Below are 15,111 nucleotides of genomic sequence, written 5' to 3'. Positions count from 1 at the left end.
AGGGAAATTTGTCGTACCACGTCACTCTTTCGACGCTTGAGGGTCAGAAGCGCTACGCTTCCGCTTTTCAGTTCAACAGCAGCAGCTGTGAGCGCCAGAACCTCTGAGACACGGCCGCCACTTTGCAATAGCACCGTATAGGAAAGTCGGCGTGCAGGATCGAGCCCTTGTGCCGCGCGACGGAAGCGACGGCGCTCCGGTAGTGTCAGGTATTGTCGAATACCCGATGTCGAAAAATAGAGCGAGCTCTCCGCACAAGGGAGCCGGGGGGCTCGCGGTCGAGCGGACGATTGATTTCACAGATGGTAGATGGACTGCCGCTGTCCTTAAATGAGGAGGGGAAATGTCGCGTCCCGGTAGGATTGATTGCAGTCTGCTCCTTCTTTCTTTGCCACCATAGACCGCAGCACAGGGACAGCTGTGCGATCCGTGCCTACGCTCAGGTGAGAAATGCTGCGGTCTGCGGCCGTCTGGTTCGGCGCGCGTTCAATGTAGCGTCGGTTATGGATACGAGCGCACCGGCGCCGAACGTCGCTGTCGCCAGAACCAGCGGAAGTGTTCTCGCCACTGACAGAGCGACAATACACTCCTGACGTGGTGCCTTGGAAAAAGATGCCCCATGAAAATGGGAGCGCAGTCCCCTGCGCTCCGGTCGTTCTTACCATATACGGAAACGGTCACGCTGCCCGTTGCATCACAGCTGTAGCTCTGATCATCGCTAAAGTTCTGATGACAATATTTGGACTATGGACCGGGATGCCACCCCTTCTTGCGCAGCGTGTTGTCAGAACTTTAACAGAGTCGATTGTCAGCTCTGAAACAATGTCTGACTTCCGACGCTACAAACATTCGTAGAAGACGCAGAGCAGCTGCGATTTTCATCGACACGTCCCTTGCTTGGTTCGCGGACGAACATCTCGGATCGCTTTTCCAGGGGGGGTGCTGAAGGTTGCCTTCTCGCGTGTCGCCACGAGCGCCGTGGTCGTCAGCTTACTCTGAGGCAACATGAAACTAGGCTTCAAGCAATAAGGTCGCGTTGGCTTGGCGTCTCCGCCCTCAGCGGTCGGACTTATCAGACGTGATGCCGACGGCCATTTGTTCTTAGGACATCGAGATTGTCGATCTGCTCAGCAAGGGGTTTATACCCGGACGTCGTTTGGCGAACGCAAGTGACAAGCGTCCGCAAACAACAGGGGCCTTTGGCATGAATGTGGCATCAGGGCTCAGTGCAGGGCGGACATCGGTTAGCATGTGATGCCCCATAACATCGGGGTGAAGGAACTTCTGATGAGGGCCGTATCGATTGAGTTCACTAGTACCCACTTTTCTTGGAACGTGAGTCGTGATTCAAGGTCGGGATGATACCCGAAGCAAGAGAAGTCCACCTTTCGAGGAAAGATCGCAAGGTGCTTGAGGCGTGCTGTCGCTCACCGGTGACGTTGCAGCGCGATTTGAAGCGGGCGCGGATAGTTCTGTTGGCGGCGGATGGGCGCAGCACCCGGTCGATCGCCAAGGAAGTTGGGGTCCAGCCGCGGATTGTCAGCCTTTGGCGGCATCGCTATGCCGACCATGGCCTTGAAGGGCTGCAAGACAAGCCGCGGCCTGGCAAGCAGCCGATCTATACGAAGACGACCGACAAGCGGATTCTGAAGCTGCTGGATAAGCCGCCACCGCAAGGGTTTGCGCGCTGGACCGGCCCCCTGCTGGCCGAGGCGCTGGGCGATGTCGATGTCCAATATGTCTGGCGGTTCCTGCGCAGCCACAAGATTGACCTGGTGGCTCGCAAGTCCTGGTGCGAGAGCAACGACCCGAACTTTACGGCCAAAGCCGCCGATGTTGTCGGCCTCTATGTCGCGCCGCCGGCGAAGGCCATTGTGCTGTGCGTGGACGAGAAGCCCTCGATCCAGGCTTTGGAGCGAGCGCAGGGTTATCTGAAGTTGCCCAATGGCCGCGCCTTAACCGGCCAAAGCCACGATTACAAGCGGCATGGCACCACAACATTGTTTGCGGCGCTCGAAGTCGCCACCGGAAAGATCATCGCGACCCATTCAAAACGCCGGCGCCGCGTCGAGTTTCTCGATTTCATGAACAGCGTCACCGCGACTTTTCCGAACCGCAAGCTTCACGTCATCCTCGACAACCTCAACACCCATAAAAAGAACGAGGACTGGCTCAAGGCCCACCCCAACGTGCAATTTCATTTCACGCCGACAAGTGCGTCATGGCTCAATCAGGTCGAAGTATGGTTTTCCATCTTGCAGGGGCAGTCGCTCAGCGGCACCTCCTTCACGAGCCTCAAGCAGCTTCAGGAACACATCGATGCCTACGTCAACGCATACAACGACAGAGCCGAGCCCTTCGTCTGGACCAAGAAAAAGGTCCGTCAACGCCGTTTCAAAGGCCGCCGTATCACTCAGCTCTGATTCCGGGTACTAGGCTGGTGTTTTTGTACTTCGTGAGCGTGCTTGCGGCCTTGCTTTTGCTGGTGGTGAGCAACCGCGGAGCCATGGCAAAACGCTCCGGCTATCGGAGTGATTGTGCCGGGATGCTGATTGTTTCTTCCATCCTACTTGTTGATAATTTTCAGTCGGAATGCCAAGCCCTCCATCTTTTCAGTGACAACCAGCCCATACGAGGGGAGCTCTTTGAGCGGGGTGCGGATCTGTTCAGCTTCAATGGGGCTAATGCGGGTGCACCGTGCAACGCTGTATTGGCTCCTGTGATTCTTCCAGCGCCCTCGCGTCTGCGCTATCGATCGATGACGCTGAGCAGTGACGAGCCGTCAAATTATCCCGACGAAGACGTTCTAAAGAGGAGAGCAGACAAAGGGCCTCGAGTGGCGTCGTTCGCTCCTGCAGGATCGTTCCGGCAGAATGGTCCGGCTCTCCGTGCGGAGGCGCCTGTCGGTTCGATGCTGATGCAGAGGCTAGTTTCTTTGGCATCTCATAGTTTTACGACCTCGGCCGGGGTCAAAATTAGCTTCACGTTGATTATGGCGTCAAACCCGAGCGGTACTGCTTTTGGTCCACAGGTCTTAATGGATGCCGACAGTAAAGCTTTGGTCTGCGAGATCTCGCCCATGGATGCGGAAAGCATCTCTGCGTTTCGGCACTCGCTGGCGCAAGCCTTTGTTCAACAAGCGGCGAATCCCGGTGGGGGGCTCCCGAGCAAGGATGTCGATGATTTGTTTGCGAACAACTGGGCTGCTAATGCAACAAATGGCATTATGGGCGGTTGCCTGCTCGGGAATAATAATGAAAGCGGAAGGATAGTGTAGCGCAGCACATGGGTTGTCACGAACTCCACGAACGAGTCCGGGCCGCCAGATCCGGAATGTCCCTCTTCAACTCCTGTAACAGGAGGGCGTAATTCGCCCGATATGCTCGTCGCCCAGCCATTCCATGTCGTCGAGCACCGCCCGCTGGCCGTGGAGCGAGCCGAATTGAAAAGTGCAGTGCCTGCCGTCGCTTGATAATCGTGTGGACGCGTCGGGTTGCGGGCCATTAGCGGACAACTGGCAGGCAGCTCTTCATAGCTTAGGCGTCGGCGATCGACCATCTGGTCCGTCCCATCGAACACAGGCGGCGCGCCCTCATCAATTGCCATCTGGGCTGACGAGCGCTTGCGCGCACTAGGGTCTGTACCTAAATAGCGCCACGTGATTCTCTTGCCTACGTGTTGATTCGGGGGCGAGAGAATGCGCGCTGGTTTGTTTTGGCTGAACGACAGGCAATGGGCGCGTATCGAACCGCATCTGCCGAGGGGACTGACGGGGCCGGATCGGGACGACGACCGACGCATCGTCAGCGGCATCATTCACATGCTGCAATCGGGTGCACGATGGCGTGATTGTCCACGTGAATACGGCCCTTACACGACGATCTACAATCGCTTCAATCGCTGGGCCAAGCGAGGACGATGGTGCGCAATCTTCGAAGCGCTGGCCAAGCCTGGCGAAGACGGCGTCGTACTGTCGCTCGACTCGACCTCGATTAAAGCTCACCGGTGTGCCTCCGGCGGAAAAGGGGGGAGCACAATCAAGCAATCGGCCGCTCGCGCGGAGGCCGCACGACAAAAATCCATGCGCTGAGCGATCCGCTCTGCCGGCCGGTCGTCCTGCATCTGACTCCAGGCCAGGATGCCGATATCGCTGCGGCTCCCGATGTCCTGGCGCTCGCGCCACCCATGAGCGTGCTCCTCGCCGACAAAGGGTATGATGGCGACAAGCTTCGCGGCGCAATCATTCGTCGTGGCGCCAAGCCCGTAATCCCCAATAAATCTAACCGTGTCGTCATCCATCGCTTCAACAAACGCGCCTACAAAGGACGAAATGTCATCGAACGCTGCTTTTGCAGGCTCAAGGACTTCCGGCGCATCGCCATGCGATATGACAAGCTCGCCCGTAATTTTTTGGCCGCTGTTCATCTCGCCGCTCTCGTCGCATATTGGCTCAATTGAGTCTGGACCCTAGCACTACTTTGGGTGCGCCGGGAGACCGGCAAGGAGGAGATGGTGAAAGTCCATTGCGATGAAGGTGTAGCGAACCACATCGGCCCCGAGCCGTGCGCAGGCGTCCGCGAGGGTGTCGGCGAAGCGTCGGTAGGGGAGCATGCAGGCCAGCCATTGAGCCGCGAAACAGTGTTATCTCGGGAGCCGACGCTGTCCAAAGAGCGGAAGGCAACATGGATGAGTGCGCAATTGCGAGCACCCGTCCAACCCGGCGTGGTCGTAGACCCTGGCATGCATGGAAGCTCCTTGTACGGGAACCGGGATATCTCCGGGTCGGCCATCTTCCTCCTCGGAGGAGGTGGTCCGCAGCGGGAAGGCGAGGAGCCGTAGCCGCTGATGCATGACACGGAGAAGTCTGACTCTGGCATAGTAGCTGAGAAGCCGACGAACAAAGCTGGATTACTGGCGGCGGAGTGGGCGGAGCCAAGGCCGGGGACCAAGGGAAACGCGGAACAGCAGCGCATGCACCGGACACAGGGCCGGGCTCGCATGACCCAGTCGCTGGACCGCGTACGGACAGCCGCAAGGCTGAGGAAGAAGGACCGGTTCACCGCGCTCTTTCACCACATCAATGTCGATACACTGCGGGCGGCGTTCTTTGCGCTCAGGCGTAGGGCTGCTCCCGGAGTGGATGGCATGACGTGGCAGGACTACGAGGAAGATCTCGAGCCCCGGCTCGCCGATCTGCACAAACGGGTCCAACGAGGAACGTACCGCCCGCAACCGTCTCGCCGGACGTACATACCAAAAGCAGACGGCAAGCAGCGTCCGTTAGCGATCGCGGCTCTCGAAGACAAAATCGTCCAGGGGGCCACCGTCATCGTGCTCAACGCCATCTACGAAGGAGACTTCTGTGGCTTTTCCTACGGGTTTCGGCCCGGCAGAGGACCACATGATGCGTTGGACGCGCTCTGCACAGCGATCGAGACGCGGCAGGTGAACTGGATCATTGACGCCGACATCCAAAATTTCTTTGGCGCAGTCAGTCAACCTTGGCTGGTTCGCTTCTTGGAACATAGGATCGGCGACAAGCGCATCATCCGCCTCATTCAGAAATGGCTGAAGGCGGGTATTCTCGAAGACGGCGTCGTAACCGCTGATGACAGGGGAACGGGTCAAGGTTCGGTGATTTCACCGCTCCTTGGCAACATCTACCTGCACTACGCTCTCGACCTGTGGGCCAAACGCTGGCGACAGCGCGAGGTCTCCGGCGGCATGATCATCGTGCGTTACGCGGACGATGTAGTAGTCGGCTTTGAGCGCGAGGATGACGCACGTCGTTTCCTTGACGCGATGCGCGCGAGACTGGAGGAGTTCGAGCTGACGCTCCATCCGGCCAAGACCCGCCTGATTGAGTTTGGTCGCCATGCGGCGGCTCAACGCAAGCAGCGCGGACTCGGAAAGCCGGAAACCTTTGCGTTCATGGGGTTCACGTTTATCTGCGGCAAATCACGCCGAGGGCGCTTCCAGCTTCAACGGAAGACCCGTGGCGACCGCATGCGAACCAAACTCCGCGAAATCAAGGAGGAGCTGAGGCGCCGAATGCACTGGCCGATCCCTGCACAGGGGAGATGGCTGAGGCAGGTCTTGACCGGCCACTTTGCGTACTTTGCTGTTCCGACGAATGGCCGAGCGCTCAATGCGTTTCGGTTCTACCTGACCGATCTCTGGAGGCGTACGCTTCGGCGGCGCAGTCAGCGGACCTGTCTGACCTGGGATCGCATAACGCAGATCACCGACGACTGGCTTCCCAAGGCTCGCATCCTTCATCCATGGCCGAAGCTGCGCTTCGCCGTCAAACACCCGAGGTAGGAGCCCGGTGCCTTAATTGGGCTCGCCGGGATCTGCGCGGGGGGCGCCCAGTGATGGGTGTCCCTACCGCGAACAGATTGTTGATTTTGCCGCGTTTTATAGGATTCCCGAATCAATTTTTCAATGATTCATGGGTGGTCGGCTCTTGGAGGGCTGACCATGCCGGGATGGGAAGACGAACTCGAACGCTGGCTGATGCCGTTCTTGGACCGGCTGGGTCATAAGACCCGGCAGCGGATGTGTCCTCTGTATGTTGCGGGATTGATCGGTCCTGGCGATCGCAAGAGCGTTCAGCCGATGGCGGAACGCCTTGCCACGAGCAACTACGACCAGTTGCACCATTTCATTGCGGACGGTGTCTGGGACGCGACGCCGCTGGAGACAGAACTGCTCAATCAGGCGGACCGACTTGTCGGCGGCAGGGATGCGGTGCTGGTTATTGATGACACCTCACTGCCGAAGAAGGGTGAGCGATCGGTCGGTGTTGCGGCGCAATACGCATCGGCTCTCGGTAAAACTGCAAATTGCCAAACGCTGGTGTCTTTAACGCTTGCGCGCGGCGAAGTGCCAGTGATGGTCGCGTTACGTCTCTTTCTGCCTGACAGCTGGACAAGCGACATGCCCCGTTTGAAGCGCGCTCGCGTGCCAGTCGAACACCGAACGCCACGGTCCAAGCCGGAGATCGCTTTGGCCGAGATTGACCGCGCGATGGCAGCCAACATGCGCTTTGGATGTGTGCTGGCGGATGCAGGATACGGCCTCAGCGCACCGTTTCGACAAGGGCTAACAGAGCGCGGGCTGGCCTGGGCGGTCGGTATCCCTCGGCACCAGAAAGTGTATCCCGTCGATGTGAAGCTCATTTGGCCGATCACCAAAGTCCGTGGCAAACCACGAAAGCACCACGTGCCCGATATCTTATCGATTGCGGCAGAACAAATGCTGGCCAGCGCCAAATGGAAAACCGTGAGTTGGCGTAGCGGGACGAAAGGTCGGCTCAAAGCCCGATTTGCTGCTCTCCGTGTCCGCACCGCCGACGGCCCTCCGCAGCGGATATGGGATAAAGGTCAGCAGCATCTCCCAGGCGACGAAGCCTGGCTCATTGGCGAGCAACGTGCCTCCGGGGAGAGGAAATACTATCTCGCCAATCTTCCGGCGACGACGGATCTGCGCACGCTGGCCGCCACCATCAAGGCACGGTGGATTTGTGAGCAGGCGCATCAACAGTTGAAGGAGGAGCTTGGACTTGATCACTTCGAAGGGCGATCATGGCAAGGTCTTCATCGCCACGCCCTTATGACAATGATTGCCTACGCCTTCCTGCAACATCGTCGCCTCGCATACGCGGGGCGGAAAAAAAAGAATCAACGGGCCTCCGCCTCAACCAACCATGCCCGCCGTACGCCACGCCATCGTCGATCTCCATCCTTCGGCCGCCGCCTCAGCAATGCCCATATTGCCGAAAGCAAATCCTTGAAAAGCAGCGGCCAAAACACATTCTGCCAAAGTAGTGCTAGGTGCGATGCGCGCGAAGATCCGCGTCCCTTTTCCCAGTTGGACATTCCGGCGCCGCTCTTCCATTGCATTGTTGCGAAATTCGAGCTTCTTCTCAGCCGCCGGCCAAATGGTCGGATCGCTACTGCTCGACGGTTGCCAGGAAATTGGGGGTGGTGGTGCCTTTACCGGAGCCTGCTCAGCCAGGATGGGCAGGATGCAGCTCTTCAGCACCTCCGCGAAGCGCCTCTGCTCGGCCTTGATCTCCTCCTTCGTGGCTCCATCCTTGAGGGTGTAGACCTTCGCGCCGCTTCGGTGACGCCAGTCAAAGGGAAGCGCCACGGGACCGGGATAATGCGCGCCGTTCGCTACGAGAATGATGCGGCCCTGTGAGAGCGCATGCTCGGCGTAGCCGAGTTCGGACATGATGTTCGGGTTCTGGAGGTATTTGGGCTCGGAACGCTTTTCGGCAGGTATGTTGGGCTGAAGTGCTGCAGGGGCGGTCATGCCCACCGGGGTCATGTCCGCGACAAAGACGTTCGCGCCGGCGATCTTCTCCAGGATGGTCTTCGTGATGTCCGGGGTTCCAGCGACATTCTTGGTATCGTGATCGACCTCGGGACGCTCCGCCTCCTCATAGTCGGGATCGATGGCGATGAGCTTGCAGGCGTCCTTCAGCGCATCGCGCACAAAGTAGTGATGCAACTTCGGATCGCGATCACTCTGCCATGACCAAAATATCTTCATTGGCAAACATCACCTTCTACTGTCAGCGAGCTTTGTCCCGAGCGCTCGCATTGTGTTTAATCAGGAATACCGGCAGCCATGCAAAGTGCTCTGGCGTGGCGCCGCTCAATACGAGCAAGCCGTCAAGAGGGAGCAGTATCCTCCCAGCGGACAGCTCGCAGAAACTCATCGCGGGTCAGGGCGCAGAGAGCGAATTCGCCGCGCTTCAAGGGGCCTCCAAGACGAGACGCTACGCCGGGGCCTGCAAGGTAGAAGATGTAAGGCCCTGCATTGAAGAAGACGTGGGCTACCGCACGCTTCCACTTCTCGATGAACTGCTTGTTCGGGCCCACCCAGCGCATGATCGCGAATTCCTTGCCGTCGAGATTTACGACCCGTGATCCGAAATCGAGCGACATATTGAAGTACGTCCCAAGGAACGAGCTTTCGCTGTGAATGTGGACCAGCCAGAACATCCGGTGCCCGCGCCGATAGAAGGCCTCCCGCGCGTTTCGCTCATCCTCGCTGATCGAGGAGTGCTGCAGCTCAAGGACGGTCGCGCGCGGGGTGCCGCTGCCGACGAGGACGTCGGCGCGGTGCAGCTCTCCTGTCGTCGGGTCGCGTAGAGCGATCTCGCGGCAGGACATGTCGAAGAGTTCTTTCCAGCCGAGGTGCCAGGCTCCCTCCGGCTCGCTCCAGGGATCGCAATCACCCGCCTTGTGCCGCCAGTGGGACGTGTTCTCGACGGGCATGACGGCGGTGAGCAAGCCGCCGCAGTCGCGACACGTGGTCCGTTCTCCCTTCGCGACGGGGGCGCGCTTCTGGTCGCCGACCCAGGCATAGAGCACGTTTATTGCTCCCCTTTACGCATCGCTAAACCCAACAAGCACGACAATGGCGCTGCCGCCAGCCGGTCGGCCGAGCCTTTGGTCAAAATGCATCCTCCCCCAGCAGACATCCTACCTCGCCGTCATTAGTCGACAGGCGAGCTCCTGCTCGCCCCAACGCGCAGCGAAAGTATCGGATACCTCGAACCAACTGCCGTCATTTCCGGCGCCGTGATAGAGGCCCATGCAGGAGCACTGGCACTCATGCCCAGTCGCATTCTGGCACGCAGGAGAGCATTTCTCCTGCTCACGGTAGGGCTGAATAACGTAGACCTTGCCATATTCGGCCAACGAGCGTTCAATGAAATCGTTGAACCAAGCTTTCGGCAGTTCCCAGTATTTCTTGCCGGCAATCCAAATAGGCGACGTTCGTCTATCATTCTGAAGCCACTGGCGATTCGCTTCTGCGAAGGGAAGTCGAACGCGCAAGCGCTGCCCTCTTCCCGTCCGCCGCAGTACGACCGGTATCCGCTCCCAGACATAGTTCAGCGTCAGTTTGTCCATATTCTATCGAATTTGTTTGACCGCCGCATGACGCTCTCGGCTGTCGTCAAGCTAAGCCCCATGTCGAGGCAAAGTTTAAAGAACTCTTCTGGTGCATCCGTCTTGTCCAGACGATATTGGCGGGTGAGATCCCGAGCATCCTTACCGATCGGAATGACATCACTAGAGGAAACCCACTGTGGGTTACCGACTTTCTCCTCAAATGCTGCAATGACGTCGTCGGGAAGATCGGCACCAAACAGAAAATATCGAAGATAACGGATAAAATGTGGATGCGTGTAAATGTCGGTACCTCTGCAACCATTCTCTCGAATAGACCCTTACGCGACGCTTTGATCCTCCCCTGATGGTATCGGGGGTCATTCCAGTAATTCAGTCTTTCTTGGGGAATTGCGGATCTATCGCTCAGAGATTGGAGCAAGGTAAGGATCGGCTGCGCATTGGCTTTATAAGCTGCGTGGCCCTCATCATGATTGCGATGAGATTCCCAGAGATCGACCTTCGCGAGTATCGCGGCCTCGCTCTCAGTCAGCTTGATATGATACTTCTCCATGTATCTCCTCTTCCGGCCTGAACACTCCGAGGTCGCTTCTCCTGATATTATTGTGCGCTACTCGTCGTAGGCCATGCGGCTCCCATGCTATTAGATACTCTAATTTCGGATCGGCCCGCACCGCGCTTTTCCACGCGCACCTGCACGGCAATCCGCTCGATCATGGCAGCGACATGTGTGATGACGCCAACCTTCTGACCTCTGCCCTGTAAGGTCTCCAGCGCATCTACTGCTAAGTCGAGCGTCTCCGCATCGAGCGATCCAAAGCCTTCATCGATAAACAGCGTGTCGACAAAGGACGATCGACCCTCAAGACCTGACAGCGCCAACGCCAGCGCAAGGGAGACGAGGAAGCGTTCACCGCCTGACAGGCTTCGGGTGCCGCGGACCTCGTCGCCCATGTCGCGATCAATAATATGCAGCGTGAGATCGGACGCAGCCCCTCGCGCGAGCCTATAGCGGGGTGTTAATGCGTGGAGATGATCATTCGCCAATTGCACCATGTGGTCGAGCGTAATGCCCTGCACAAAGCGACGGAAACGATCACCGCTGGCCGAGCCGATAGCATCGTCGACTGCATGCCAGATTACGAGTTCCGCTTTCGCAGTTTCGATTTGAGCGGATAGATTTGCGGCGGCGCGGCGCGCCTCGTCGTCTCGCGCGAGCGTAGCGGCAAGTCCACCTGTCAGTTGTTGCATGTCTCCGATTTCGGTTCCCAACGTCGCGACGACTGCGGCCAATTCCTCGACATCGGTGGTCTCGTTGAACCCTTCCAGCGCCCGGTTTAGGTCATTCTGACGCGTCAGCACTGCGGTGCCCGCATCGTTCACGCCTCGATCGATCTCCCGAATTCGGACCCGTAACGCTCCACTCAATGCTGGGTCGGTTGCGATCAGCGCCGCAACCTGATCCGGCGGGCGAGCAATATCCATGCAGGCGGCGTTGAATGCCTTTTCGGCTAACGCGTTACGGCCTTTGGCGGTCTCCAATCCAGCGGCGGCCTCGTCGCAGCGAGCGCCGGCCGCCTGGAACGCTGCATCTGTGGTCGATTTTGTCTCGCGCGCACGAGCAAGAGCTTCACGGGTGGTCTGGCAAGCCTCGGTGATCCGAGCCCGGTGACTTGCTGTCGCCTCGCCATCGAGGAGTTCTGCTCTGGCACGCGCCTTCTCTCCCTCGGCCAGGCGACGCTGATCGAGAAGAAGAGCCGCCGCCGTTACCTGGGCCTGCGCGTGCCGAAGCGAGGCGTCCGCCGCCGCACGCTCGGGCGCCAGGCGCTGGAGCGTCATTTCAAGCTGGCCAACTTGCTCGCGCAGGGCGGCGTACTCCGTCGCAACCGTTGACAGCGTGAGGCTAACACCGGCGGGATCGACATCGAGGTGGTCGACGGCCAGACCTGCGGCAGCAAGAAACGGCGTGATTTCACGGCTGATGGAAATGAGGCGCTCAGCAAGGCCCGCCGCCTGGACCGTGTACTCAGTTGCCTTTAATTGCGCAGCGTGGAAATTAGAACGTCTTTGGTCGATGGAGCGCGCGGTCGTCTCGATCACCTCACCGAGCGCGTCATGCTTCCGCTGCAAACTGTCGATCTCTGTCCGAAGACGCCGGGCGCTTGCGAGCGGAGACGCAATGGCGGATCGTTCTGCGATCGCGACTGAGATGAGGGCCGCCAGTTTCGACGCAGCCTGGTCATCGAGAACGGGAGGTGCGTTCCCCTCGATCCCAGCCTTCGTGCAGAGATCGTTCAACGACGACCACTGTTCGCCAAAAGCGCTGTTGGCAGCCAGAACTTGTCCACGTGCCACATCGATGCCGCGATTTGTCTCCGCCTGGCGCGCTTCTCCAGCGGAAAGCGCGCGCGTTGCAGCGTCCAAACGTTGGCCCGTCGCGGTCAACGCGGTATCAAGTTCTTCGCGCCGACGGCGAAGCCTAGCAGCTATTTCGTTCAGCGTGCTTGGATGCGCAAGATGGGGATGGTCGGTGCTGCCGCACACCGGGCAGGCCAAATTTGGAGCCAGCAGGCTGCGCAGATGAATGGCCTCAGATGAGACCGCCTCGTCGGCGAGCTCTGCGATCGGAACAATTTCCGCACGCGCGGTCCGATCGCGGAGCTGGTCCGCTTCAGCTTCAACGATCTGGCTTTTTGCTGTGCTTACCGCCTGAGCCGCCAGCGTGTGTTCCGATTCCCGCCGTGTTAGATCTGCCGATGCCCGAGTATACTGGTCGCAGACGGTGCTGGCCTCGCGCAGAGCCTCAAGCGCGCGTTGCAGGTTGACGTCTCGTTCGTGGAGCGTCGCCTCATCGATGCCGGCGAGACTAGCTCTACGATCACCGATTTCACGACTTAAGCCATCCTTTCGCTCGCGATCCTCGGTGAGCTTCTCCAGCAGCGCAGTTATTTCATTTTGCGACAGCGTAGCTGTTTCTTCCGCTCCAGCGGCCGTCACCCTAGCTGCAGCGTGCTCCTGTTGGAGCGCTCCCCGCTTCGCTAACAAGTCCATCGCATCGCCAAGACGATCAGCAAGAAGAACGCGATCCGATCGGCTTTTTAATTGCGCCGCAGTGGTGCGGTACGATTCTGATGTCTGACCGAGAGTCTCATCAATCGTTGCCAGCGCATCGGCCTTCTCGCGCAGTGTCGCTTCCGCCTGCTGCGATTTTTCCAGCGTATCATTAAACTCGGTCCGAGCTGCCGCCAGCTCGGCGTCGAGCCTTTCGGCTTCGTTCCAAAGGGGACCAAAATTCTTGAGGACCTCTTCTGCCGCTCCGTTGGCGGTTACCGCGTCCGCCAGTTGCGTTGTAGATTCCGAGTGTAGTTTCTGCGCTTCCTCGCGTGCAATAAGCAAACCGTCGAGACGGGTTTGGGCCTTCGCTGCCGTCCGCCGTGCATTTTGCAAATCGCCTGCTAGCGGACGAAGCGGCTCGCCAAGATCGAGTTCGGCAAGAGATTGATACTCATCAGCGGCTGCCTCGCGCGCCGCGTGCGCTGCGACCGCTTGAGCCTCAGCCCGCGCGAGGTCGCTGCGGGCGGCGGCCACGCGCTTGAAGTGATCTAACCGCTCGTTGTGTTGATCGCGCTCCGCGCCTTTCTGTGCAATGGTTGAAGCAAGCTGACTCTGCTCGTCCAACAGCGCCTGCCTGGCTTCGTCATCAAGAAGCCCGATGTCGTCTCGACGCCGCTCCAATTGCTCGACACTTCTTCGTCGAGCGTCCGTGCCGTCGTGAACGCGGACCGAGATCGCTGCGTAGATTTCAGTACCGGTGATCTTCTCCAGCAATTCTGCGCGCTCGCTCTCGGCGGCGAGCAGGAAAGCGTCGAACTCGCCCTGTGCGAGGAGCACCGTTCGCCGGAACTGGTCGAATGTGAGGTCGGTTCTCCTCCCCACCGCCTCACGGACCTGAGTCTTGCCAGTCGCCACCGCGCTGCCGTCGTCGAGTCGATACAACGAACGCTGCTCATTCTGCAGCCGCCCATTTGCTCGCCCTCGCGCCCGATTGGCCTCCCAGCGGACGCGATAGCGCTCGCCATCCTGCCCAACGAAATCCACCTCGGCATATCCGCTGCCGGCGCCTCGGCGCAGGATCGCTCGGCCATCATGAATTGAAATCGCCTCCCCACTGGGATCGGGCGCATTCTCCCGTCGACCGACAGAGACGCGTGGATACTCGCCATAGAGCGCGAGGCAGAGCGCGTCGAGGATGGTCGATTTCCCGGCGCCGGTCTCGCCAGTGATGGCAAAGAGGCCGGAACCTGCAAGAGGTTCTGCGGCAAGATCGATCTCGAAAGGAGCACCAAGACTTGCCAGACTCTCGCCGCGGATAGCCAAGATCCGCATGGCTATGTCTCCGCCTGTGCGCGGTGGAAGACATCGAGATGCGTGGCATCCGGGGCTACGCCGAAGGTGCGTTCAAATGCGAGCTTGAACAGATCCTCCGGATCTCTTTCCGCAAGGCGGATCATAGGATCGGCGGAAGTCACGTCGTTTGACGCCTCGGGTATTGCCGCGACACGGGTGTCGACGATGCGCGCCGGAAAGCTCTCCGCAATGCGGTCGACCTCCTCTCTGAACCCGGGCGATAACCCTTCCCGGGCAAGCCTGATCTGGACGAATGGCCGTTTATGAAGCGGCAGGTCCGATGAGAGGTTCATTGCCGTCAGATGATCACCAAGTTCGTTCAAGCGCATATCTCCCGCCTCAGGAAGGCGGACGAAGGCAACTGGCCGGTCGATCGGGATATGTTCGGATAGAACCGTTGTTCCGTCGAGGCTCACAAGAGTGACCCCGTGCGCGTAAGGCATCTCCGTCGCCGACAAGGGAATCAGTGAACCAGAATAGCGGATGGTATCACGACCGATGGCCTGAGCCTTATGCAAGTGGCCAAGCGCCACGTAGCTCGCTTCCGCCGGGAACACGTCGTGCGGCACAGCATGCTGGCCACCAACTAGAATTCTGCGCTCCGCGCCTTCCGACTCAATACCGCCCGCGACATGGAGGTGTCCCGTTAGGACGAACGGTAGACCATCCATCGGTCCCCGTAACGTGTCGACCAATTCAGCATAGAGGCTCCGCACGCCAGCGATGACGGGCGAGTCTAAGAGCTGGCCCCGCAAATTCGGACAGTAGCTTGAGT

9 protein-coding genes and 2 pseudogenes are annotated in these 15,111 nt (G+C 59.1%); 6 read left to right on the top strand and 5 right to left on the bottom strand.

Annotated features, from left to right (window positions below; all coding sequences use genetic code 11):
• Positions 1–1,358 precede the first annotated feature (1,358 nt).
• The 6 genes and pseudogenes from AB5K84_RS37805 (at position 1,359) to AB5K84_RS37780 (ending at position 8,544) form a co-directional block, all read left to right on the top strand.
• A complete protein-coding gene (locus tag AB5K84_RS37805; protein WP_011084514.1) occupies positions 1,359–2,423 on the top strand; it encodes an IS630-like element ISRj1 family transposase in 1,065 nt (354 codons plus the stop codon).
• A gap of 17 nt (positions 2,424–2,440) precedes the next feature.
• Positions 2,441–3,277, top strand: a complete 837-nt coding sequence (locus tag AB5K84_RS37800) for a hypothetical protein (RefSeq protein ID WP_011084715.1) — start codon at positions 2,441–2,443, stop codon at positions 3,275–3,277.
• Between the two features lie 398 nt (positions 3,278–3,675).
• Positions 3,676–4,458: pseudogene (locus AB5K84_RS37795) on the top strand (IS5-like element ISBj2 family transposase).
• A gap of 540 nt (positions 4,459–4,998) precedes the next feature.
• Positions 4,999–6,321: a group II intron reverse transcriptase/maturase gene (gene ltrA, locus AB5K84_RS37790; protein ID WP_342714084.1), complete on the top strand. Its 1,323-nt coding sequence runs from the start codon at positions 4,999–5,001 to the stop codon at positions 6,319–6,321.
• 123 nt (positions 6,322–6,444) lie between these two features.
• Positions 6,445–7,795: pseudogene (locus AB5K84_RS37785) on the top strand (IS701-like element ISBj6 family transposase).
• Positions 7,796–8,211: 416 nt separating this feature from the next.
• Entirely contained in the window at positions 8,212–8,544 is a 333-nt protein-coding gene (locus AB5K84_RS37780) for a hypothetical protein (RefSeq protein ID WP_080668322.1), read from the top strand.
• A 137-nt stretch (positions 8,545–8,681) separates the two neighbouring features.
• Here the strand turns inward: AB5K84_RS37780 and AB5K84_RS37775 are convergent, their stop codons facing one another.
• The 5 genes from AB5K84_RS37775 to AB5K84_RS37755 form a co-directional block, all read right to left on the bottom strand.
• On the bottom strand, positions 8,682–9,386 hold the full coding sequence (locus AB5K84_RS37775; protein WP_011084720.1) for a competence protein CoiA: 705 nt from the start codon (positions 9,384–9,386) through the stop codon (positions 8,682–8,684).
• Between the two features lie 111 nt (positions 9,387–9,497).
• Positions 9,498–9,929, bottom strand: coding sequence for a hypothetical protein (locus tag AB5K84_RS37770; RefSeq protein ID WP_018648597.1), 432 nt, complete (start codon positions 9,927–9,929; stop codon positions 9,498–9,500).
• Positions 9,930–9,975: 46 nt separating this feature from the next.
• On the bottom strand, positions 9,976–10,482 hold the full coding sequence (locus AB5K84_RS37765) for a hypothetical protein (RefSeq protein ID WP_080668323.1): 507 nt from the start codon (positions 10,480–10,482) through the stop codon (positions 9,976–9,978).
• 47 nt (positions 10,483–10,529) lie between these two features.
• Positions 10,530–14,315 carry an AAA family ATPase gene (locus AB5K84_RS37760; protein ID WP_018648595.1) on the bottom strand — a complete coding sequence of 1,262 codons (3,786 nt, stop codon included), beginning with the start codon at positions 14,313–14,315 and terminating at the stop codon, positions 10,530–10,532.
• A gap of 2 nt (positions 14,316–14,317) precedes the next feature.
• Entirely contained in the window at positions 14,318–15,007 is a 690-nt protein-coding gene (locus AB5K84_RS37755; RefSeq protein WP_018648594.1) for an exonuclease SbcCD subunit D, read from the bottom strand.
• Positions 15,008–15,111 lie beyond the last annotated feature (104 nt).

Origin of the sequence: Bradyrhizobium sp. 1200_D9_N1_1, assembly GCF_052075915.1 — a bacterium.
GTDB classification, from domain to species: Bacteria; Pseudomonadota; Alphaproteobacteria; order Rhizobiales; family Xanthobacteraceae; genus Bradyrhizobium; species Bradyrhizobium diazoefficiens.
Note: the sequence above shows the minus strand (reverse complement) of the source record. Positions and strands in the feature narration are given on the sequence as shown.